This is a genomic window from Streptodolium elevatio (assembly GCF_053592165.1).
The window spans coordinates 13,445-35,914 of record NZ_JBSFVE010000005.1 but is presented as its reverse complement, the minus strand read 5'-3'; the positions used below and the strand labels follow the sequence as shown (position 1 = coordinate 35,914).

General features: G+C 72.4%; 17 protein-coding genes. 10 read left to right on the top strand and 7 right to left on the bottom strand.

Going from position 1 to position 22,470, the window contains the following annotated elements; genetic code table 11:
* Positions 1-39 precede the first annotated feature (39 nt).
* Positions 40-378: a WXG100 family type VII secretion target gene (locus ACWD12_RS11830; RefSeq protein WP_358354349.1), complete on the top strand. Its 339-nt coding sequence runs from the start codon at positions 40-42 to the stop codon at positions 376-378.
* A 228-nt stretch (positions 379-606) separates the two neighbouring features.
* On the opposite strand, the gene ACWD12_RS11825 is transcribed toward ACWD12_RS11830, so the two are convergent.
* The 3 genes from ACWD12_RS11825 to ACWD12_RS11815 all read right to left on the bottom strand — a co-directional run bounded on the left by ACWD12_RS11825 (position 607) and on the right by ACWD12_RS11815 (position 7,760).
* Positions 607-5,250: an FtsK/SpoIIIE domain-containing protein gene (locus tag ACWD12_RS11825; RefSeq protein WP_450099408.1), complete on the bottom strand. Its 4,644-nt coding sequence runs from the start codon at positions 5,248-5,250 to the stop codon at positions 607-609.
* A gap of 112 nt (positions 5,251-5,362) precedes the next feature.
* Positions 5,363-7,006 (bottom strand): hypothetical protein, encoded by a 1,644-nt coding sequence (locus ACWD12_RS11820; protein WP_450099407.1) that lies wholly within the window; start codon positions 7,004-7,006, stop codon positions 5,363-5,365.
* Between the two features lie 220 nt (positions 7,007-7,226).
* Positions 7,227-7,760: a sigma-70 family RNA polymerase sigma factor gene (locus ACWD12_RS11815; RefSeq protein WP_450099406.1), complete on the bottom strand. Its 534-nt coding sequence runs from the start codon at positions 7,758-7,760 to the stop codon at positions 7,227-7,229.
* 415 nt (positions 7,761-8,175) lie between these two features.
* Here ACWD12_RS11815 and ACWD12_RS11810 point away from each other — a divergent pair, with 415 nt between their 5' ends.
* The 8 genes from ACWD12_RS11810 (at position 8,176) to ACWD12_RS11775 (ending at position 17,488) form a co-directional block, all read left to right on the top strand.
* Complete coding sequence (locus ACWD12_RS11810) at positions 8,176-8,661, top strand: sigma-70 family RNA polymerase sigma factor (RefSeq protein ID WP_450099405.1); 486 nt, start codon at positions 8,176-8,178, stop codon at positions 8,659-8,661.
* Between the two features lie 154 nt (positions 8,662-8,815).
* On the top strand, positions 8,816-10,072 hold the full coding sequence (locus tag ACWD12_RS11805) for an ROK family protein (protein ID WP_450099404.1): 1,257 nt from the start codon (positions 8,816-8,818) through the stop codon (positions 10,070-10,072).
* Positions 10,073-10,129: 57 nt separating this feature from the next.
* Complete coding sequence (locus tag ACWD12_RS11800) at positions 10,130-11,476, top strand: ABC transporter substrate-binding protein (RefSeq protein ID WP_450099403.1); 1,347 nt, start codon at positions 10,130-10,132, stop codon at positions 11,474-11,476.
* On the top strand, positions 11,473-12,420 hold the full coding sequence (locus tag ACWD12_RS11795) for a carbohydrate ABC transporter permease (RefSeq protein ID WP_450099402.1): 948 nt from the start codon (positions 11,473-11,475) through the stop codon (positions 12,418-12,420). Before ACWD12_RS11800 ends, ACWD12_RS11795 begins: the two co-directional genes overlap by 4 nt.
* Positions 12,421-12,517: 97 nt before the next feature.
* Positions 12,518-13,360 carry a carbohydrate ABC transporter permease gene (locus tag ACWD12_RS11790; RefSeq protein WP_450099401.1) on the top strand — a complete coding sequence of 281 codons (843 nt, stop codon included), beginning with the start codon at positions 12,518-12,520 and terminating at the stop codon, positions 13,358-13,360.
* An 11-nt stretch (positions 13,361-13,371) separates the two neighbouring features.
* Positions 13,372-14,682 (top strand): family 4 glycosyl hydrolase, encoded by a 1,311-nt coding sequence (locus ACWD12_RS11785; RefSeq protein ID WP_450099645.1) that lies wholly within the window; start codon positions 13,372-13,374, stop codon positions 14,680-14,682.
* Positions 14,670-15,737: an N-acetylglucosamine kinase gene (locus ACWD12_RS11780; protein WP_450099400.1), complete on the top strand. Its 1,068-nt coding sequence runs from the start codon at positions 14,670-14,672 to the stop codon at positions 15,735-15,737. The genes ACWD12_RS11785 and ACWD12_RS11780 overlap by 13 nt, the downstream gene beginning before the upstream one ends.
* Positions 15,738-15,889: 152 nt before the next feature.
* Positions 15,890-17,488: an alkaline phosphatase D family protein gene (locus tag ACWD12_RS11775; RefSeq protein WP_450099399.1), complete on the top strand. Its 1,599-nt coding sequence runs from the start codon at positions 15,890-15,892 to the stop codon at positions 17,486-17,488.
* Between the two features lie 113 nt (positions 17,489-17,601).
* Here ACWD12_RS11775 and ACWD12_RS11770 read toward each other — a convergent pair whose 3' ends face one another.
* The 3 genes from ACWD12_RS11770 to ACWD12_RS11760 all read right to left on the bottom strand — a co-directional run bounded on the left by ACWD12_RS11770 (position 17,602) and on the right by ACWD12_RS11760 (position 19,811).
* Positions 17,602-18,063, bottom strand: coding sequence for a pyridoxamine 5'-phosphate oxidase family protein (locus ACWD12_RS11770; RefSeq protein ID WP_450099398.1), 462 nt, complete (start codon positions 18,061-18,063; stop codon positions 17,602-17,604).
* Positions 18,064-18,156: 93 nt separating this feature from the next.
* The gene (locus ACWD12_RS11765) at positions 18,157-19,326 is read right to left on the bottom strand and encodes a hypothetical protein (protein ID WP_450099397.1); all 1,170 of its coding nucleotides are present in this window, start codon (positions 19,324-19,326) and stop codon (positions 18,157-18,159) included.
* Between the two features lie 119 nt (positions 19,327-19,445).
* Complete coding sequence (locus ACWD12_RS11760; protein WP_450099396.1) at positions 19,446-19,811, bottom strand: DUF427 domain-containing protein; 366 nt, start codon at positions 19,809-19,811, stop codon at positions 19,446-19,448.
* Between the two features lie 306 nt (positions 19,812-20,117).
* Here ACWD12_RS11760 and ACWD12_RS11755 point away from each other — a divergent pair, with 306 nt between their 5' ends.
* Positions 20,118-21,101 carry an AfsR/SARP family transcriptional regulator gene (locus tag ACWD12_RS11755; protein WP_450099395.1) on the top strand — a complete coding sequence of 328 codons (984 nt, stop codon included), beginning with the start codon at positions 20,118-20,120 and terminating at the stop codon, positions 21,099-21,101.
* On the opposite strand, the gene pcaB is transcribed toward ACWD12_RS11755, so the two are convergent.
* Positions 21,035-22,462 (bottom strand): 3-carboxy-cis,cis-muconate cycloisomerase, encoded by a 1,428-nt coding sequence (gene pcaB, locus ACWD12_RS11750; RefSeq protein ID WP_450099394.1) that lies wholly within the window; start codon positions 22,460-22,462, stop codon positions 21,035-21,037. The two genes, ACWD12_RS11755 and pcaB, sit on opposite strands and share 67 nt — an antisense overlap.
* Positions 22,463-22,470 lie beyond the last annotated feature (8 nt).

Here is a 22,470-nt window from a genome sequence, read left to right as displayed (position 1 = left end):
CCCCTGATCCCGACCGTCACTTCCCCGGAGGAGGGCCTCATGGCCGACGTCAACATCGACTTCGACGAAATCGCCAACACCGCCAAGACCATGGGCACCAAGCTGAGCGACATCTCCAACGAACTCGGTGAGCTGGAGACCACGGTCAGCGGCCTGCTCCAGGACGGTCTGGTCTTCGAGAAGGCCAGCCCCGCGCTCAAGGAGGCGTACGACACGTTCAGCAGCCAGATGAAGACCTCGGCCGCGAACATCGCCTCGTACGCCGAGAACTTCAACCAGATCGCCACCTCGCTCGGAGAATCGGACACCAAGCTCATGAACGAGATCCGCAGCGCCATCGAGAAGATGAAGGCGGAGTTCCAGGACAGCAATTCCTAGTAGCCCTACGGCCGGTGGCGTCGGCACGCGGCCGGTCACGGCGGGCGAACCGCGGAGCGGGTGCCGCGCCGAACCCGAAGTCCCGCGAGGTCCTTCGGATTCGGGCGCGGCACCCGCTCCGGCGTGTGGGTCGGCGGACCTTCCGGCGTGATCTCCGGGGTCTTTTCCGGCCGCTTTCCGGCGTGTCGTCCGGTGCGACTTCCGGCGTTCCGGTCGGCCTGCCGGCGCTCAGCCGTCCAGGACCGTGAGCGGGATCTGCACCGCGATCGCCGCCCCGGCGTCGCCCGCGGTCCACGCCCGGCCCGGCGCCAATTGCGTACGCATCTGGTCGCCCGACAGGCGCGCCCCGATGAGGTCCCCTTCGGCGATGGTCTTCGGCCCCAGCAGGACACCCTGCCGCGACCGACGGGCCATGCCCACCCAGCCGAGAGCGCTCATCGACTCCGCGAGCCCGGCCAGCAGCAGTCCTCGGCCGTGGTCGCGGCCGGACGTCGCGACCTGCCGCAACACGCTGTCCGCCGCGCAGTTGAGCATCATGTCGGCGTCGTCGACCACGATCACGAGCGGCTTGCCGTCCGCCTCCGCCATGGCCGCGATCAGCAGGTCCGGGGACGGATCGGGGTCGGCGAGCACCGTGGCGAGGTTGTGTGCCGCGAGCTTGCGCAGTTGCGAGTCGCGCGGTGTGACGACGATCAACCGGGTGCCGCCCATCAGCAGCGAGACCGACATCGCGGCGAGCGTGGTGGTCCGCCCGCTGCGGGGCGGGCCGGCGACCATGAACGAACCGCCGCCCGCCGCGAAGTCGCAGCCGATCGGCTCGACCGCGTCGCCGCCGACGCCCAACAGCGCCCACAGCGGCCTGCGCTGCTGCGGCGGTACGCGGTCGTGCGCCTCCTGGAAGCCGAGGAGTGCCGGCATCTCGTTGACGCGGAACGGCCTTCGCGCCACCGGGACGTTGGTGTCCCGGATGGTGGCCCGGCGGGCCAGGTCGCGCATCGCCTCGGCCTGGTCGCTCTGGTCGGCGCCCGAGCGGTCCCCGGCGGTGTCCGGGTTCGCCGCCGGGTCCGTGACCGACGGCAGCAACGCGATCTGCGCCTCGATGGCACCGGGCGCGAGCCAACCGCGGCCGGGCGGAACGTTCGTCGGGACGCTGGTGCGCGGGATGCCGATGAGGGTGAAGTCGCTTGGATCCGACTGCCGCAGCAGCAACTTGCGGTCGTTGTGCGCCGACAGGCGCCCGCCCAGGAGCAGTCGCTCCGAGGTGGCGATCACGTGGATGCCGGCCCCCTGACCCTCGCGCAGCAGACGGACGATGTCCGCGTACAGTCGGCCGCCGTCGTAGTCGTCGAGCATGGTGCTGAGCGCGTCCCAGCCGTCCATCATGAACAGCAGGTGTGCCGGGCGCCGGTCCTTGGACACCTTGGCCCGCAGTTCGGTGATGTCGGCGCAGTCGTGTTGCGCGATCAGCCGCTGCCGGGCGGTGAGTTCGCGGACCAGGCGGTTGATGAGGCGTTCCATGCGCTCGGCGTCGTGCCGTGAGACCACGGCGCCGCAGTGCGGCAGCGTCTCCAGCACCGCCAAGCCGCCGCCCGCCGCGTCGATCGCGTAGATGTGCAGGTCCGAGCACGGGATCGTGAGGGCCGCGGCACCGGCGACGGTGCGCAGCGTCTGGGTGCGGCCGGAGCGCGGCGCGCCGATGACGTAGAGGTGGCCGAACGTCGCGAAGTCGATGGTGGCCAGCCGTCGGCTCTGCACCTGCGGGACGTCGAGCAGCGCGTACGGCACCATCGGCAACGCGCCCGGCTCGGGGTCCGGGATCGGCGGCAGGTCGTCGAGGCGCATGCGCCCGTCCAGCGGCGGCAGCCACGGGCTGGGCTGTTCGCGGTAGTCCGGCAGCCGGTCGGCGGCCTCGCGGATCGCGTCGACCAGCGCCCGCAGGTCGGTCGGGGGCTGCTCGGTGGTGAACGCCGCGGCGGCCGCGTCCGCTTCGAGGTCGTCGAGGTCGTGTTCGGCGAAGTCGAGGGGCCTGCCGAGGCGCTGCCACTCGATCTCGATGCCGCGCACCGGCAGGGCGACGGTCTCGGCGCCGGGCGGGGCGGCCGGGATCAGGCCGGGGCGTTCGCTGCCGACGTACGCGGTCTGGAACGGCGTGGGCGGGGCCTCGCCGCGGCGCACCAGGGCCCGGCCGGGGTTGTTGGGCGAGATGCCGGCGGCCTCGACGCTGTTGATGATGTCCTGGCTCTCCGAGCGGTCGGTCACCCGGAGCGCGATGCGCAGGTTGGTGTTGGCCTTGATCTCGTTGCTGACCGAGCCGCCGGGCCGCTGGGTGGCCAGCAGCAGGTGCAGGCCGAGCGACCGGCCGCGTTGCGCGAGGCTGATCAACCCCGGGACGAATTCGGGTTGTTCGCGAACGAGGGTGGCGAACTCGTCGATCACCAGGATGAGTCGCGGCAGCGGTGGCAGGGCGGAGTCGCGTACGCGCTTGGCGCGGTACTCGGTGTGGTCCTTGGCCTCGACCTCGTTCAACACGGTCTCGCGGCGCCGCAGTTCCGCGTCGAGTGAGGCGAGCGCCCGTTTGACGAGGTGGCCGTCGAGGTCGGTGATCATGCCGAGGGTGTGCGGCAGTTCGGCGCACTCGCGGAAGGCGCTGCCGCCCTTGTAGTCGACCAGGACGAAGGTGAGCTCGTCGGGCCGGTTGACCGCGGCGAGGGAGGCGATCATCGTCTGGAGCAGTTCGGACTTGCCGGAGCCGGTGGTGCCGCCGATGAGTCCGTGCGGGCCGTCGCGCACCAGGTCCAGGCGCAGCGTGCCCTCGTAGCCGCTGCCGAGCACGAAGGCGGTGGAGGCGGGGCGGCGCTGCCACAGCTGCACCAGCGCGTCGGGGTCCGGTGGTTCCTGGCCGATGGCGGGCAGCAGGGCCACCTCGGCCGGCAGCCCGGCGTCGGACTCCACGGTCACGTCGCGCAGCGGCGCGACGGCGCGGGCGATCTCGTCGCACCAGGCCTGGTCGACGAGATCGGCGCGTACGTCGTGCACCTCCGGCGCGTGCGAGACCTTGACGGCGAGGCGGTTGCCCGACGCGGTGACCACGACGTGGCACTCCTCGGGCAGCAGGTGCTCGCGCTCGTCGAGGCAGAGGCTGAACACGCGTACGCCGGGCCCGTTGGTGAGCACGTCGACGACGCCGGGCACGTCGCGCAGCCGGCGGGCGCCGTCCAGGATCACCAGGACGTCGGGTTCGCGCTGCAGGGTCTTGCCGAGTGCGGACGCGGATGAGTCGGTGCGCGCCTGGATGTCTGCGATGAGTTCGTTGACGCGGTGCGCGGTGCTCTCCGGGTCGGTGCCGATGGCGACGAGTGCCGCTTCGTGGCGGCCGGGCCGCAGGTGCGGGAGCCAGCGCACCCACGCCCAGTCCTCGGCGTGCTCGTCCTCGGTGAGGATCACGATGCGCACGTCGCGCGGGCTGTGCAGGACGGCGGTCTGGGCGACCGCCCAGCACGCGACGCGGCGCGGGACGCCGCCGGGGCCGGCGATGCCGACGAGGCCGAAGTCGGCGAGTTCGACGCCGAACGGCACGTCGGCGAGCCGCCAGTTGACCTGCCGGTAGTGGGTCTCGCGGGCCTGGTCGTCGATGCGCTTGAGGGACGCCCGGGTGAGGGTGCCCAGCCGGATCGTGAGGTGGTCGGGGTCGCGGCGGCGGCGCTGCCACAGGCCGAGTCCGGGCCCGGTCGCGGTGATCAGGAGTGCCGCGGGGTCGGGGAAGGTGGTGTTGCGCAGCCCGCGTTCGTCGACGGTGGCGCGGCGCATCTCCAGTTCGAGCATGCTGCGTCGGACGCGGTAGACGCGCAGGGACTCCTCGTACTGCTTGCGGCCGGAGCGCCGGCCGGAGATCCAGTTGCCGAGCGCCATGATCGGTGTGAAGAGCAGGAACACGACGAAGAACAGGCTGCGGAACAGCGCCATCATGGCGAGGCCCATCAGCATCGGGAAGATGACCATCAGGAACGGGAAGGGCCGCTTGGTGTTGTCGGTGGGCGGCCCCATCATCCGGATGGACTCGGTGTCGAGGTGCGGGGCGATGCGCGGCGGGCGGTTGTACTCGATGCCGAGGCCGTCGGCGGACGGGCGTACCGCGGCCTGGGCCTCGGTCGGCGAGCCGATGCGCAGCAGATGGTCGCCGAGCGACAGGTCGGCGTACGTCGGCCAGTCCAGCGAGCCGTCGTCGGGCGGCGGCAGTTGGCCGAACGGCGGCAGCGGGGGTTCGACCGGCAGTCCGTCGGGCCCGGGCTCCGGGGGTTCCACGGAGTGGCCGCCGGGGCCGCCGTCCGTGAGGCCGGCGGGTTCCTCCAGGGTGAGCGGGGTGCCCGTCACCGGGTCGACCGGGGGCGGCGGCGTGAGGCTGCGCAGGCCGCATGTCTCGGGGTCGGCATCGTCGGCCAGGCGCACGGTGACGTCGCCGTTCGCCCCGACGGTGATCCAGGTGCCTTGGGCGGGGGCGCCGCCGCCTGCCAGCCGCAGCGCGCACGCCCGGTCCGTGCCCACCTCGTGGCGGCCCGGGCCGAGCAGCCACACTCGGCCGGCATCGGGACCGGAAACGTGCCGGACCGACACGAGGGCGGGGTCCCCGGCGGGTGGTCGCCACGCCCGGGTCGCGGACGCAGTGGGCACCGGGCCGCCGAGTCCGATGAGGGCGCCGGCGCGTATCCCGCTGGCGGCGACGCGCTGGTCCGGGTTGAGCGGGCGGGCGCCGAGGAACAGGTCGGACGACCCGAGCACCGCGCCGAGGTCGGCCACGGTGGCGCCGTCGGGGATGTCCAGCAGGTGGTCGGCGCGTTTGCCGTGCGGGTCGGAGGTGGTGACGGCGAGGTTCACGGGCGTCCAACTCGTCGCTCGGAGGGGCTGGGGTGCTCGGGGCGCGCATGCTCGGGGCGGGGGATCTCGGCGGACGTGGGACTCCGCGGAGTACGCGGTGCCGGGCGGCCGGTCACGGTCGCGGGGATCCGGCGCCGGGGCCGGCGGATGAGCGCGACCGGGCGACGGAGGAGCCGTTCGACGGTTCCGGAGCCAGGTCGGCGGCCGACACGGCGGGAGGCGGGGACTCCTCTTCCTCGTCGTCCGGTGCGCGGGGAGCGGGGCGGGACGCGGGCTCCCGTGCGCGCTCCGGCTCGGGCCGGGCCTCGGTTTCGGGTTCGGGTTCGGACCCGGCGGCGGCCCCGGCCCTGGGGCCAGGGCCAGGTCCGGAGCTGTACTCCCCCGGTGGCGGGAACGACGCGAACGGCATTCCGCTGGGCGGTGGAAGGAAGTCGACCGGGTCCCCGGTCGGCGGCGGGTAGTCCGCTGCCATGGTCGGGGCCGGCGCCGCGGCTTCGGTGGGTTCCCACACGTCGGCGAGGCGCACGTACTCCCCCCCGGTCCGCGTGCCCGCCGTTTCGCCCGCCTCCTCGAAGAGTTCCCGGGTACCGGTCGCGGTGACCACGACCTCCGGGCCTTCTGCGGTCTGGCCGATCTCGTACGTCTCCTCGAAGAGGTCGGCGACCGCGGGTGCCGCACCCGCCGCGTCCGGCGCCTTGGTGCGTGCCGTCGCCACCACCTCCTCGAAGAGGTCGGCGCCCGCGATCCCCAGGTCGGCGTTCGGGTCCGGCGCGGGAGGGAGCACCGGCGGGATGTGGGGCAGCACCTTGGCGAGTGCGGCGCCGAGCGCATGGCATGTGACCAGCAGCGGAGTTCCGGGCACGGCGGCACGACCGTGCCTGTCGGTCAGCAGCGTCCGCACGTACCCGCGCCCCGGACCGCGCAGCAGGATCCGCATCTCCGTTACCTCGCGGGGCGGTTCGGCGAGTTCCGGGGGAAGCGGGTCGGGCAGGGCGGCGGTGATCAGGAACGCCGGTATGCCGAGTCGGGGCGGGGTCGCAAGTGCGGTGCGGTACGCGGCCCGCACCGGCTCACCGGCGAAGTCGGCGTGCACGCCTTCCGCGATGACGGCCTGCGGAGCGGGCAGGCGGGCGTCGACCTGTGCGGCGACGGCCTGGAACAGCGCGTTGCGGGAGCGCTGTTCGCCCTCCACCGCCACGGTCGGTGGGCCGATCGCCAGGTCGAGGAAAACGCAGCTTTGCCCGGCCTCCCCGAGCGCGACGACAATCGGTCGTACTCCCCCCGCGTCCGCGGTGACGGGCGGCAGTGCCGTCCGCGGCGCGGTCCATGCCGCGGGGTCCTCCTGGTCGGTCTGCCATATGCCCGATGCCGGGGGCATGTCGCGAGCGGCGAACAGCACGGTGACCGAGGCCGCGTCGACGTACACGGCGTACGGCTGGGCGGGTGCGGCGGCCGACCGGGCGTCCTTCAGGGCCTGTTCGGCGTCGCGCCAGGACGCGTGCGCGCCGAGGGCCAGGACGAGCCGCCGCGCCGACTGCCGATGACGGATCCACGACCGCACGGGGGCGCTGAAAGCGTACGCGGTGAGCGCTACTTCGCGGCACAACCGACGCCACGCGGCCCGCCAGCCGCCGAGGCGCATGGCGAAGAAGCGCACGATGAGGAACACCACCAGGGCGATGCCCAGGATGGCCGACCACCGGAAGATGATGTCGCGGTGCTTCTGGAAGAAGTCGAACGGGTCGGTATTCCTCATGCCGCGGGTAGCTCCCCTCTTCGGAGAATCTCCGGTCCCCAGGTTGGCCGCGCACCGGCGCGACCGGCGCTAGTCAGCATGCCCCATGCACCGTCTTTTGCGCCCTGTGCGGCGGCAATCCCGCAGGACCGCAACACGGCGGAAACACGCAGCCCACCGGCGTGTTCGGCGGTGCGGTCGATCTTGGCGTGCACGATTCCGCGCTCCTTCGCCGTCCGTGTCAGCTCGCCATCGGCTCGGCGAGTGACACCCTCAGGGTTCGGAAGGCGTAGTGGACGCGGGACTTCACCGTCCCCACCGGGACATTCAGGTAGAGCGCCGCGTCGCCCACGCTGCGGTCGCGCAGCATCGTCTCGACGACGGCCTCGCGCTGCGGCGGGGGCAGTTCCCGGACCGCGTCGGTCACCACCATGCGGCGGAGCATCGCATCGATGTGGTCTCGGCCGGGAAGGAACTCCAGTGGGTCCTGGTTGACTTCCTGCGGTCGTGCGCTGCGGGCCCGAAGATCGTCGATCACCAGCCTGCGGGCCACCGTGGCGAGCCACGGCATCATCGACGGTGCCTCAGGGTCCAGGTCGTCGGCATGCCGCCACGCCCGGACCATGGTCTCTTGCATCACGTCCTCGGCCCAATGCCGGTCCCCGCCGGTCAGATTGAGGCAGAAGGCCAGCAGCGGCGCCCGGTACTCGCTGTACAACGACTCCACGATCGCGGCGGCGTCGCGCCGACGCGCATGCTTCCTTCTTTGCGTCATGTCGCCCGTCCCCTCGCCTCGGCGGCACTTCTGGGCGAAACGTAGCGACGCGACGTTGCGCAAACGCTTCATCTGGGCGCGATTTGAGGTTTCCCTCGATGGCAACGACCCACTCCGGGTTCGCTTTAGCCGTGACCGCGGTTCGGTGCTCACCGCGGCGGTCGCGAGGCGAACACGGTGCTCCGGAAGAACGTCGAGGGCATCAACGGCTTCTCCGACCAGTTCAACGCGATCGTCAGGCGGGCGGCCTGTCGGCGTCACTCGGCGGAAACCTCAAATCACGCGCAGTTCAGACACTCGCATTCCTCGCCCGTGGCTAAGGTCCCGCGCCAGAGAAGATCGGCGAAGAGACGGGGCGGGGGCCGGGTTGGACGAGATGCCCGCTCGCGACGCGGCCTCGCCGGATGGGGACGCCGTGGCACGGCTGTACCGCGACTACCGGGCACCGTTGCTCTCGTTCTGCGTGAACCTCACCGGCGGGGACCGGCATTGGGCGGAGGACGTCGTGCAGGAGACGATGCTCCGGGCCTGGCGCAACGCGGAACGGCTCGACCCGGGAGCGCCTTCGCTGATGCCGTGGCTGGCCACGGTGGCCCGGCGCATCGTCATCGACGAACAGCGGGCACGTCGCGCGCGACCGCAGGAAGTCAGCCCGGAACCGCTCGAGTTCATGCCCGCGGACGACGATGTGGATCACCTGCTGAGCGGCCTGGCCGTGGCGCAGGTGTTGGCGCGGCTGTCCGCGCCGCAGCGGTACGCGGTCGTCGAGACGGTGCTCCGTGACCGCAGCGTGGGCGAGGTCGCGGCATCGCTCGGTGTGCCGGTCGGGACCGTGAAGTCACGTGTCCACTACGCGGTTCGTGCGCTGCGTGTCGCCCTCGACTCCGACATCATCCGCTGATCCCCTCGAACTTGTCGTCGTGGCATGGAAGTCCGCGTCAGGAACCCGTGCGCGCCAGAGCGTTGACACGCCTCCCCGACCGGTCCTATTTTCCTGGTCATTGGTTGTCAGGAAACCTAACTGACAGATTTCACAGGGCGGACGGGGAGGTCGCATGGACACCGGCAAGGCCGGCCGGCCCAGCCTCATGCGCGCGATCAACGACCGGGCCGCCCTCGACCTCCTGCTGCGCCACGGGCGCCTCTCGCGCGGCCAGATCGGTACCCTGACCGGGCTCTCCAAGCCGACCGCCTCACTGCTGCTCGCCCGCCTCGAACAGGCGGGCCTCGTCATCGCGGTCGGCACCGACGACGACGGCCGGCCCGGGCCCGCGGCGCGGCTGTACGAGATCAACCCCGCCGCGGCCCACGTCGCCGGTCTCGACATCACCCCGTCCCGCATCGACGTCGCCGTCGCCGACCTGGCCGGCCGCGTCATCGCGGAGCACCGGCTCGCGACGCCGCGCCGCTCCCCCGCCCGCGTCCCGGAGCGTGTCCGCGAAGCGGTGGCCGCCGCCGCCGCCCGGGCCGGCCTGGCTCCCGAGGACCTGTCCCACGTCGTCCTCGGCCTGCCCGGCGCGTTCGATCCGGGGACCGGACGCTTCCGGTACGCCCGCCATCTGCCCGGCTGGCACGCCCCCGGTGTCCTCGACGCCATCCGTGAATCCCTGAGCGCGACCGTCGACGTGGAGAACGACGTCAACCTGGCCGCCCTCGCCGAACAGCGCGCCGGCGCCGCCCTCGACGCCGAGGACTTCGTGCTGCTGTGGGTCGACGAGGGCATCGGCTGTGCCATCGTGCTGGGCGGCCGCCTGCACCGCGGGTTCACCGGCGGCGCGGGCGAGGTCGGCTACATGCCCCTGCCCGGCGCGCCGGTCACCCGCAACATCGGCCGCAGCAACACCGGCGGGTTCCAACAACTCGCGGGCGCGCCCGCGGTGCTGGCGCTCGCCCGGGCGCACGGCATCGAGGGGCGCGGCGCGGACGCGGCCGTCGCCCGTGCCGTCACGCACGTCGAGGCGGACCGGCCTGACGGGACGGACCTGCCGGACCCCGCGGAACGGCCGGAACGGGCCTGCGAGACCGGAGAGTCGGCCCGGGCGTGCGCGTTCCTCGACGAACTGGCGACCCGGCTCGCGGTCGGACTCGCCTCGATCGTGGCGGTGCTCGACCCCGCACTCGTCGTGCTCTCCGGGGCGATCCCGCTGCGCGGCGGGCCGCAGCTGCTCTCCCGCGTCACGGACCAGCTGCACGGCCTCGCGATCCCGCGCCCGCGCCTCGTGCTCGGCGAAGTGCCGGGCAACCCCGTGCTCTCCGGGGCCGTGCACGCGGCCCTGGACGTCGCCCGCGACAGCGTCTTCACCACACTCTGACCGGCGCCAACGGACCATCCGCCCCGCACGTCGTCCCGCCTCTCCGAGGAGGATCCAGTGCACCGACCCCTATTCCGCCGGTTCGCCGCGGCGCTCGCCCCCGTCGCCGCCGCCCTGCTGTTCACCGTCTCGTGCTCGGGCTCCGGTTCGTCCGGAACGGGCGCGGACGAGGACCCCGGCAAGAAGGTCACCATCAAGTTCTGGCACGGGTGGAGCCAGGACCGCGAAGTCGCGGCCCTCGACGGCCTCATCAGGAAGTTCAACGAGAAGCACCCGAACATCACCGTCAAGGCGACGTCCAACGTCACCGACGACAAGCTCATCCAGGGTGTGCGCTCGAAGAACGGCCCGGACGTCGTGTCGTCGTTCACCACCGACAACGTCGGGCAGTTCTGCTCGTCCGGCGGCTGGGTCGACCTCGCGCCGTTCCTCGCCAAGTCCGCGCTCGACCCCGCGGCGACCTTCCCCAAGGCCACCCTCGATTACACGCAGTTCGAAGGCCGCCGCTGCGCCCTGCCGTTCCTCGCGGACGCGTACGGGCTCTACTACAACAAGGACATGTTCGCCGCGGCCGGCATCACGGCGCCGCCGAAGACCATGTCGGAGTTCAAGGCCGCCGCGCTGAAACTGCAGCAGCTCAACCCGGACGGCTCCATCAAGGTCGCCGGGACCATGCCGGTCTTCCACGGCTACGAGTTCACCCCCGCGCACGTCATGGCCCAGTGGGGACCGACGTACGTGGGCGCGGACGGCAAATCCAACCTCGCCACCGACCCGGCCGCCGCGCAGTTCCTCGCGTACCAGAAGGAACTGGTCGAGGCACTGGGCGGGTTCGAGAAGCTGGAGAAGTTCCGCAGCGGCTTCGGCGACGAGTTCTCCGCGCAGAACCCGTTCCAGGTCGGCCAGGTGGCCATGCAGGTCGACGGCGAATGGCGGACCGCGAGCATCGCGGACGATGCGCCCGGCCTCAACTACGGCACCGCGCCGATGCCGGTCCCCGACGACCAGGTGGACAAGTACGGCCGCGGCTACCTGGCCGGCACCGTGATCGGCATCGCCCGGTCCAGCCACCACCAGGCCGCCGCCTGGGAGTTCGTGAAGTACCTGACCACCGACACCGACGCGGTCAACACCTTCGCGGCGACCATCCACAACGTGCCGTCGACGTTCGCGGCGCTGAACACCACGCCGCTCGCCGGTGACGAGCACTTCAAGACCTTCCTGGACATCTTCCGGAACCCGCACAGCAACACCACGCCCGCCAGCGTCAACGGCGGCCAGTACCAGGTGACTTTCCAGGAGTTCTGCTACAAGTGGGAGGCCGGGCAGGTGTCCGACCTCAAGGGCGGACTGCAGGGCGTCGACCGGCAGATCGACGCCGACAACGCCCAGGCCCGGCCGTGACAGCCGCGGTTCCGCCGGCGCTGCGCGCGCAGCGGCGCCGGCGGGCCGCCCGCACGGCGGCGTTCCTGTCACCGTGGCTGATCGGATTCTCGGTCTTCTTCCTGTACCCGCTGGGCGCGACCGTCTACTACTCGTTCACCCACTACGACCTCATCAACCCGCCGGTGTGGGTCGGCTTGCGGAACTGGCGCTACGTCTTCGGCGACTACCCCTATCTGGGGCAGGCGCTGCGCAACACGCTGTGGCTGGTCGCGATCATGGTGCCGCTGCGGGTGCTCTTCGGCCTCGGGGTCGGCCTGGTCGCGGTCCGGCTGCGGCGCGGTGCCAACCTGTTCCGCACGCTGTGCTACCTGCCGTTCCTGGCCCCGCCGGTCGCCGCGACCATCGCCTTCGTCTTCCTGCTCAACCCGGCCACCGGCCCGGTCGACCAGCTCCTCGACGGGATCGGCATCGGTACGGTCGGCTGGTTCAACGACCCGGACTGGTCCAAGCCCGGACTCACCCTGCTGGCGGTCTGGGGCATCGGCGACCTGATGGTCATCTTCGTCGCGGCGCTCGTCGACCTACCGCGCGAGCAGTACGAGGCGGCGGCCCTCGACGGGGCCGGCCCCTGGCAGCGCTTCCGCTACGTCACGTGGCCGGCGATCACTCCGATCGTGCTGTTCGCCGTGGTGACCGGGGTGATCCAGACGATGCAGTACTACACGCAGGCCATGGTCGCCGGAAAGGTCGCCAGCGGCATCGTGGGCGGCCCTGGGCAGAGCTTCGAGCCGGGATACCCGCAGGGATCGACGCTGACGCTGCCCCAACTGGTGTACGAGTCGGGGTTCTCCACCTTCGACACCGGGGTCGCGGCGGTCCTGTCCCTGATCCTGTTCGCCATCGCGATGGCGGCCACGGCTCTGCTGCTGCGCCGCCGTGCGGGCTTCCTCGGCCCCGACTGACTCCGGCTATCCCGGCGACCCCGGCCACCCGGCAATCGCCGCGACGCGATCGCGGCAACTCATCCGCGCACGACCAGCGACGAGAGGAGGTGGGCAGGTGACCGGGCGACTTGGTACCAAGGCCGCGCTGCACTGGGTGGCCGTACACGCCCTCGCGGTCGCGGCGGTGCTGTTCTTCGTCCTGCCGTTCGTGTTCCTGTTCCTGACCTCGGTCATGACCGACCGTCAGACACTGACCCGGGACCTGTGGCCGCACGAGTGGCGGTGGAGCAACTACGCCGACGTCTTCAACGCCCCGGGCTTCGGCACCTGGTGGCGCAACACCCTGCTGTACGCGGGCCTCGGCACCGTACTGTGCGTCGTGTCCAGCCTCCCGGTCGCGTACGCGCTCGCCCGCTTCCGGTTCCGATTCCGCGGGGCCGCGCTCATGCTCGTCCTCGCGGCGATGATGCTGCCCCCGCAGGTCGTCGTGATCCCGATGTACATCTTCTGGTCGGAGGATCTGGGCCTGTCCGGGACCCTGTGGCCGCTGATCATCCCGCTGGCCTTCGGCGACGCCTTCACCATCTTCCTGCTCCGGCAGTTCCTCCTCACCGTCCCGTCCGAATACCTCGACGCCGCACGGGTGGACGGCTGCGGCGAGGTGCGGATCCTGCTGCGCATCGTGGTGCCCATGATGCGACCCGCCCTCGCCGCCGTCGCGCTGTTCCAGTTCTTCTACTGCTGGAACGACTACTTCGGGCCGCAGGTCTACACCTCGGAGAACCCCGGCGCGTGGACCCTGTCCTACGGCCTGGAGTCGTTCAAGGGCGCCCACCACACCAATTGGAACCTCACCATGGCCGCCACGTTGCTCGTGATGGCCCCGGTCATCCTCGTGTTCTTCTTCGCGCAGAAGGTCTTCGTCGAGGGCATCACGCTGACAGGGGTGAAGGGTTGATGGCCAGGGCAATGAAGCTGGCAGTGGTGGGCGGCGGTTCCACCTACACACCCGAACTCGCGGACGGCTTCGGGCGGTCCGCCGACAGCCTGCCCATCGGCGAGGTCGTGCTGATCGACCCCGCCCTGGGCCGCACCGAGTTGGTGGCCGGCGTGGTACGCCGCATCCTGGCGCGGCAGGGCCACCCGGCGCGGGTGACCGTCACCGACTCCATCACGCGCGGCGCGGAAGGCGCGGACGCCGTACTGCTGCAACTCCGCGTCGGCGGCCAGGCCGCGCGGCACGGCGACGAGACCTGGCCGGTGGAATGCGGCTGCGTGGGCCAGGAGACCGTGGGTGCGGGCGGCCTCGCGAAAGCGCTGCGGACCGTGCCGGTGGTCTTGGACGTGGCCCGTCAGGTGCGCGAAGTGGCCCCGGACGCCTGGCTGGTCGATTTCACGAACCCGGTCGGCATCGTCACCCGGGCCCTGCTCGACGCGGGGCACCGGGCCGTCGGCCTGTGCAACGTCGCGATCGGCGTGCAGCGCCGGTTCGCACAGTGGCTTGGTGTGCCGCCGGACGAGGTCGAACTCGACCACGTCGGGCTCAACCACCTCACGTGGGTTCGCGGTGCCCGCGTACGCGGGACCGAGGCGGCCCGCGGGCGCGGAGCCGGCGGCGGAGACGTCCTGCCCGGGCTCCTGGAAGCGCACGGCGGCGAACTGGCGTCCGAGATCGGTCTGCCCCTCGAACTCATGCGGCGGCACGGCATCTTGCCCTCCTACTACCTGCGCTACTACTGGGCCCACGACGCGGTCGTCGCCGACCAGCGCGAGGCGGGCTCCCGCACGCGGGCCTCGCAAGTCGCGGCATTGGAGGCTCAGTTGCTCGACACATACGCCGATCCGTCCGTCGACACCAAGCCGGAGATCCTGTCCCGCCGGGGCGGGGCGTACTACTCGGAGGCCGCCGTCGACCTGCTCCGCGGCCTGCACGGAGCCCCGGTCGCCGACAGTGGGACCGTGCCGCGCGTGGCAGATGTCCGCAACAACGGCACCCTGCCCTTCCTCCCGGACGCCGCCGTCGTCGAAGTCCCGTGCGACATAAGCCCGAAGGGTGCCGTGCCGCGGCCGGTGGCGCCGCTGCCGCCGCTCCTCGCCGGGCTGGTGGCGGGCGTCGCGGCGTACGAGGAACTCGCCCTCGACGCGGCCCTGCGCGGTGGACGCCACCGCGTGTACGACGCGCTCCTCGCCCACCCGACGATCGGCCGGTACGACCTGGCCGACGCCCTCGCCGACCGCCTCGTCGCGGCGGGCCGGGAGCACCTGGCATGGGCGCGGTGACGCCACCGCGGGAGTCCCCGGACGCGGCACCGGTCCTGCTCGCGGTCGACGCCGGGAACTCCAAGACCGACGTGGCCGTCCTGCTCGCCGACGGCACGGTCCTGGCCACCGCCCGGGGCAGCGGCTTCGGACCGCAGCACCGCGGCGTGCCGGCGGCGGTCGACGGACTGGGCCGCATCGTCGCGAAGGCCGCGGCGAAGGCCGGCGTCCGGCTTCCCGTCCACCACCTGACCGCCTGTGCGGCCAACGCCGATCTGCCTGTCGAGGAGCGCAGGCTCCGGGCCGAGGTGGACGGCCGGGGCTGGGCGCACACCGCCGCGGTCACCAACGACACGTTCGCCGTACTGCGTTCCTGCACCTCCGCCGCGGACGCGGTCGCGGTGGTGTGCGGCGCCGGGATCAACTGCGTGGGGCGTACCTCGGACGGACGCACCGCCCGCTTCCCCGCGCTCGGTCGCACCACCGGCGACTGGGGCGGCGGGGCCTGGTTGTTCGAGGAGGTGCTGTGGTGGTCCGTGCGCGCCGAGGACGGCCGCGGCCCCGCCACCGCCCTCGCCCGGGCCGCCGCAGGGCACTTCGGCCGCGCGCAGGCGACCGATATCGCGGTGGACGCCCACCTCGGCACGCTCCCCTGGCACCGGCTCCACGAACTCGTCCCGGTGCTCTGCGCGGTCGCCGAGGCGGGCGACGAGGTGGCGCTGCGGATCCTGGACCGGCAGGCCGAGGAGGTGGCCGTACTCGCCACCGCCGCGCTCACCCGGCTCGGCCGCCTGGACCGGGCGACCGACGTCGCCCTCGGCGGCGGCGTCCTCGCCGCCCGCCCGCCGCATCTGCTGCGCGGCGTCCGCACGCGCATGGCCGCACGCGCGCCCAGGGCCCGGCTGATCGTCGCGATCGTTCCTCCGATCGCCGGGGCCGCGCTGCTGGCCCTGGACCATGCCGCCGAGGCGGGGACGATCACGCGGCAGGCGCACGCCGCGGCCGAGACCCGCCTCCGGGCGGCATTCTCCGACTCCCCGGAACGCGGCCAAGGAGGTCGCCGAACCCTCGCCTGAAACCGGTCGAATGCTGCCGTATCGCTGTCCGCCGGCTTCCGGATGTTCGACGAGAGGTAGGGGCAGGTTCGCTCCGACGCCAGACGTCCGTCTTCTTGCGTCGATGTGATCACCGGCGAAACCCTGTTTTCCGGACAGTGAGGCGGAGTTCCATGTCACGTCCCCAACTCTCCCGTCGCGGATTCCTCGGCATCTCGGCGGCCGGCACCGGTGCCGTCATGCTCGGCACCGGCGCCTGGTCGGCCTCGTCCGCCTACGCCGCACCGAGCGGCATGGGCCACCCCTTCTCCCTCGGCGTCGCGTCGGGCGATCCCACCCACGACGGCGTCGTGCTGTGGACCCGGCTGGCGCCCGACCCGTTCGCGGTGGACGGCCGCGGTGGCATGCCGGACCGCCCGGTGCGGGTGGCGTACGAGGTCGCCCTTGACCCGCGGTTCCGTGCCGTGGTGCGCCGCGGCAGCGTGGTCGCCACCCCCGAACTCGGCCACTCCGTGCACCCGGAGGTGTCCGGACTGGCCCCCGGACGGGAGTATTTCTACCGGTTCCGGGTTGGCAACGAGATCAGCCGCGTCGGCCGCACCCGTACCGCGCCCCACCCGTTCGCCATGCCGCGACGCCTGCGGTTCGCCTTCGCGTCCTGCCAGGCCTGGCAGGACGGGTACTACACCGCGTACGAGCACCTGGCGAACGAGGACCTCGACCTCGTCGTCCACCTCGGCGACTACCTCTACGAATACGGCGTCGGGACCAACAAGCGCGGGGTGGTCACCGACCCCCGGTTCCACACCGAGACGGTGGACCTGGCCCGCTACCGCCTGCAGTACGCGCTCTACAAGTCGGAGGCGCCGCTGCAGAACGCCCACGCCCAGCACGCGTGGATCCAGACGATGGACGACCACGAGGTGGACAACAACTGGGCCGCCGACATCCCGGAGAACCGGGACCCCAAACAGGGCAACGACACCACCGAGCGGTTCCTGAAGCGCCGCACCGACGCGTTCCAGGCTATGTACGAGAACATGCCGCTGCGCGCAGGCCAACTCCCCAAGGGCCCGAGCGTGCGCCTGCACCGGCGGCTGCCGTACGGCCGCCTCGCCGACTTCACCATGCTGGACACCCGCCAGTACCGCTCCGACCAGCCGTGCGGCGACGGCGGCGGCACCACTTGCGACGACCGGTTCGACCCGGACCGCACGATGCTCGGCGGCAAGCAGCGCGACTGGCTGCTGGACGGCTTCCGCGCGTCGCGCGCCCGCTGGCAGGTGCTCGGCAACCAGGCGCCGATGATCCAGACCGACCGCAACCCCGACCCGGCGGTCACCGACGTCTGGTACGACCCGTGGGACGGCTACGTCGCGGAGCGCAACCGGCTCCTCGCCGCCGCGCGCGAGCGCGGGGTGCGCAACCTGGTGGTCATCACCGGCGACCGGCACCAGAACTACGCCGCCAACCTGCACCTGGACTACGCCGACCCGCAATCACCCGTCGTCGGCTCGGAGTTCGTCGGCACGTCGATCACCAGCGGCGGCGACGGCTACGACGTCGACACCGCGGGCCAGGCGTTCCTGGACGCCAACCCCCACATGAAGTTCTTCAACGCGCAGCGCGGCTACGCCTCGGTGACCGTGACGCCCGACCAGTGGCGCACCGACTACCGCGTGCTCGACTACGTCACGCGCCCCGGCTCACCGATCCGCACACGCGCGACCTTGGCCGTGCAGGACGGCGTACCGGGCGTGCACCTCGCCTGAAGCCAGTCGCGAAGTCCGGTGCGCGGACGGGCCGCGCCCGCGCACCGGACCTCGCGGCACAGGGCTCGCGGCACAGGGCCCTCGGCACTCGGCGTCGTGGCACAGGCGCTTCTCTACGGCTTGGCGTCCTCGGCGGCGTACGACAGCAGGCGCTCGGCGCGCAGCCGGATCCACGCTCGGGGCCAGTCCCCCTCGACCACGGCCCGGACGTCCTCCGGAGCGTCCTCCAGCGGCAGCGTCTCCGTCGGCCCTTCGAGGATCACCACGATGTGCGCGTCGCCGTCGGCCTCGGCGACGACGAGTGTCAGCCAGGGCTGTTCGCGGAGGTTGCGGGCCCGCACCGAACCGGACACGGTCGGCAGCCAGAACGTGGTCCCGCGTCGGACGTACATCGACATCGCGGCGTGCGGGCGGCCGTCCGGGCGCGCGGTGCCGACGACGGCGTACGTGCGGCGGTCGAGGTACGCCGCCAACTGCTCGGCGGTCAGCCGCCGCTCGGGCGGGTAGGTGCTGTCGGTCGCGGGCGTGGCCTTGGCGAACGTCCGGTCCTGGAGGTCGGCGAGGGTGTGGCTCATGGCCGATCACTACCCCTCGCCGACCGTTGTGCCACACTCGCGCCTCCCCGACGCCCCTGGTGCCCGCGTCCGACGCGCGGGCGAGGTCGTGCGCTAACGGCTGCGGACCGCGCGTACGGCGCCGGCGCCGAGCAGGCCCACGGCCGCGACGGCGGCCCACAGCCAGGCGTTGCCCGGTGACAGCCAGCTGGCGTCGTCCGGTTGCTCGTCGGCGACCCGCACCGTGGCACCGCCGGGCAACGACGAGGTGCCGCCCGTCGGGACGGGAGCCGGCGTGGGCGGCGGGGCAACAGTCGGGGGAGGAACCGGGGGTGAGGCCGGAGCCGGGGGTGGCGGAGCCGCGGCCTCGGTCCGAGGCGGCGCTGCGGGGGCTGCCGGGGCTGCCGGGGCTGCCGGGGCTGCCGGGGCTGCCGGGGCTGCGGGAGCACGTACGGAATCCGGCCGGTTCTCCCCGTGCAGCATCACGCGCCATATGACGCTGTCGGCGCCCTCGCTGCCGAACAGCACCGCGGCGCCGTCCGGCCGGAAAGTGACCGACTCCCCCTGCCTCTGCACCGGGCTGTCGACACTGCCGATCCACTTGCCCGGCGCGGAGTACATGTCGGAGCTCAGGTAGCCGCGCAGGATGAACCGCGAACCGTCGGGTGAGTAGGCGCCGTCGGTGACCATGGCCGGCGCCTTTGCCGTCCGTGTAAGGGTGTTCACCGCGTCCGCGCGCAGCGGTCCCGAGGCCGTGTAGATCCCGCCGCCCGTGAGGGCCTTGGTCGCGACCAGGATGCGGTCGGTGGACGGATGGACCATCAGCGCCTCGGCGTCGCGAGGCCCGTCCTCGTAGGCAATGCGGTAGCGCACGGGCGTCAGTTGGGTGTCCCGCAGGACGTCCGGCTCGCGGACCCGGTAGATCGCCACGTCCGTACGCCGTCCCCGGTTGTCGCCGATGTCGGCGACGTACAGGGCGGGTTCGCCGTTCTCGTCCTTGCCGAGGGCGATCGCCTCCCAGTCCACGGCGTTCGCGCCGGCCAAAGTGACCGTCGCCTTGACGGTCCCGTCCGTGCCGACCGCGAACAACTGCGGCTTTCCGCCGCTGTCGTTGTGGGTCCAGAACACCCCGGGGTGCCGGGAACTCGCCGCGAGACCGCTGGACTCGGTGATGCGCGCATCGCTGATCGTCGCGACCTTGCCGTCGCTCTCCGCGGCAGCGGGTACGGCCGCGGCCAGGGCCAGCCCGACGGCCGACACCACAGCGGTTGTCCCTCGTCTCATGCCCGCCACTTTCCCAGGCATGGGAGCCGTCGCCCGCCCCGCAGCCGATCAACGCGAATCGTCCCACGCAATCGCCACCTTCGGAGCCGCTCACGAGGCGACCCGGCGCCCCCGCCGACCTACAGCGCTTGCCCGTCCACCGAGACCGCCGCCTTGGTGTCGTAGAAGCACAGGTGCCCCTTGATCAGGGCCACCTCCGCCAACGGCTCCGGATAGGCCCAGGCCACGTCCTCCGTCACCCGCCCGGCACCGTCCCGGTAGGACCAGTACGAGGCGTCGCCCTTGAACGGGCAGTGCGTCCGCGTGTCCGCCGGCTGCAACGCGTCCAGCGCCACGTCCTCCGGCGGCAGGTAGTACCGGACGGGCATGCCCGTCTCGTGCACCAGTACCGGCCGCCGCGACTCGGCCACCACCCGCCCGTCGATCTCGACCCTCACATGCTGCGCTCCCGCAACCGCCTTGACGGTGTGTCCTGCTCGCACCACAAGCCACTCCTCGTTCCCAGTAGTCCCGACGGCTCCGGGCCGCCGCACGCCTACCCCTCCCCAACACCCGCCCGACCGGGCCGATTCCCCGCCGCCCGACCACCGCCGCGGCTCGCCTCTGTCGGTCACGAAGTCCCTTGCACGGTAAGGGTTGTAGGTCGTCCGGACGACGGATATCCGGTTGGCGGGGCCCGAGGATCGCACGAAAGATTGGGGTCGGCCCCAGACTACGGATGGGACGCTTGTTACTGGCTATTAACTATGGTTGGTTGGGGAATGTCCGTGGTCCGTCGGGAGGGGCGTCGCATGACCGGGGAAATACGCTTTGCCGTGCTCGGTCCGGTACGGGCCTGGCGGGACAACTCGGAGCTCCGCACGGGCGCGCCGCAGCAGCAGGCGGTGCTGGCCGCACTCCTGCTGCGCGAGGGGGCACAGGTGTCGACGTCCGGGCTGATCGACGCGGTGTGGGGTTCGGTGCCGCCCCGGTCGGCGGCGGCGACCGTGCGCACGTACATCTACCGGCTCCGGCAGTCGTTGGACGACGGCGGCGAGCGGCTCATCGCGTCGATCAGCGACGGGTACGCCCTGCGGCTCGGCGCCGATGCCCTCGACCTGGCGCGCTGCCACGCGTGGCTGGCCCGGTCGCAGGCCGCGCGCGAGGAGGGCGGCACGGCGCTCGCGGCGGTGTGCCTGCGGGAGGCGCTCGCGCTGTGGGCGGGTACGCCGCTGGCCGGGGTGCCCGGGCAGTTCGCGGCGTCGTGGCGCGCCGCGCTGGCCGACCTGCGGCTCGCTCTGACCGAGGAACTCCTCTCGCTGGAACTGGAGTTGGGACGCCACGTGCGGGCGGCGGCGGAGCTGTCCACGCTGGTGGCCGAGAATCCGTTACGCGAGCGCCTGCGTGAACTGCACGTATTGGCGCTCTACAGTTCGGGCCGGCAGGCAGCCGCGCTCGCCGCTCTCGAAGACTTCCGGCACCTGCTCCGCGACGAACTGGGTGTCGACCCGGGGCCCGGGCTGCGCCGGGTCCAGCGCATCGTGCTGACCGGGCAGCAGACGTACGCCGAAACGTTTCCGGCCACGTGTCCCGCACCGCCTGCCCCGGCTCTCCCGGCCCCGCTGCCCGAAGGCCCGCCCCTGCCGCCGAGCGGTTGCCCGGGGCCGGGCCGGTGTGCCGCGGCGGCCGCCGCGGCCGCCGCACCGGGGTTCCCGGCGGTGCCGACGGCTCAGCCCACCGCGCCCGGCACGTCGCGCAGCGCCCCGTCCACGAGGGCGCCCGCCGCTCCCGTGTAGCGCTCCGGATCGCACAGGTCCCGCAGTTCTTCCGGCGGGACCAGCCCCTTGAGCTCCGCCGCGTCCGCCAGAACGTCGCCGAGTGGCAGCCCCGCCTTCCGCGCCTCGTCGGAGGCCTCGGAGAGCAGCCGCTTGGCGGCGGCCTTGCCGAGGAGCGGCGCGAGAACCGCGGCGATGCGCTCCGAGACGAGCTGCCCGCCCGTCAGGTCGACGTTCGCGCGCATCCGGTCGGCGTGGACCTCCAGTCCGGCGGCCAGCTCGACGGCGGTGTGCGTCGCGCCGCCGGCCAGACGCAGGCACTCGCGCAGGAGTTGCCATTCGGCCTGCCAGCCGCCGCCCGAACGTTCGTCCTCCGACACCAGGGACTGCGTCAACCCGGCGGCGAGCACCGGTACTTGCAGGGCCGCACTGCGGATCATCGTGGCCAGCACGGGGTTGCGCTTGTGCGGCATGGCCGACGAACTCCCGCGACCGGCGACCGCGGGCTCGGTGACCTCGCCGACCTCCGTCCGGGTGAGGATCTGCACGTCGACGGCGAACTTGCCGAGCGCGCCCGCGGTGAAGGCGAGCGCCGCCGCGAGGTCGGCCATCGGCGTACGCAGCGTGTGCCACGGCAGGCGCGGGCACACCAGGCCGGTCTCGGCGGCGAACTCCCGTGCCAGTCGCGCGTGGTAGGTCTCGCGTTCGGAGTCCGCCGGGTTGTCGACACGGGCGAACTCCAGGTATCCGGCGAGGGTGCCGGCGGCCCCGCCGAGCGAGATCGGCAGGCCTTCCCGGCGGACCCGGCCGAGCCGGTCCTCGGCGGCGAGCACCAGTTCGCGCCATCCGGCGGCCTTGAGGCCGAAGGTGGTCGGGACCGCGTGCAGGGCGAGCGTACGCCCGGCCATGACGGTGTCCCGGTGCGCCGCCGCGTGCCGACGCAACTCCTCGGCCACCGAACGGAGATCGGCGCGCATGAGGTCGAGGGCATGGGCCGCGACCAGCATCGCGCCGGTGTCGAAGACGTCCTGGCTGGTCGATCCCCGGTGCACGTATTCGGCGGCGACCGGATCGACCTCGGCGACCAGGCCGGTGAACGCGCGCACCAGCCCGACGATCGGGTTCGCCGTCTCACGTGCCGCCAACGCCAGTTGCCGCACGTCGAGTTCGCCGTTGCGGGCGACCGCGGAGATCACCTCGGCGGCCGCCGAAGGCACCACTCCCAGGCGCGCCTGGGCCCGCGCGAGCGCCGCTTCCGCCGCCAGCATCGCGGCCAGCCACGCGCGGTCGCTCACCGCGGCCTCGACCGGCGTACCAGCGCGCACCGGCGACAGCAGCCCCGCGTCGACCAGCACATCGCGGTCGGACAGTTCCCAGGTCACGTGACCAC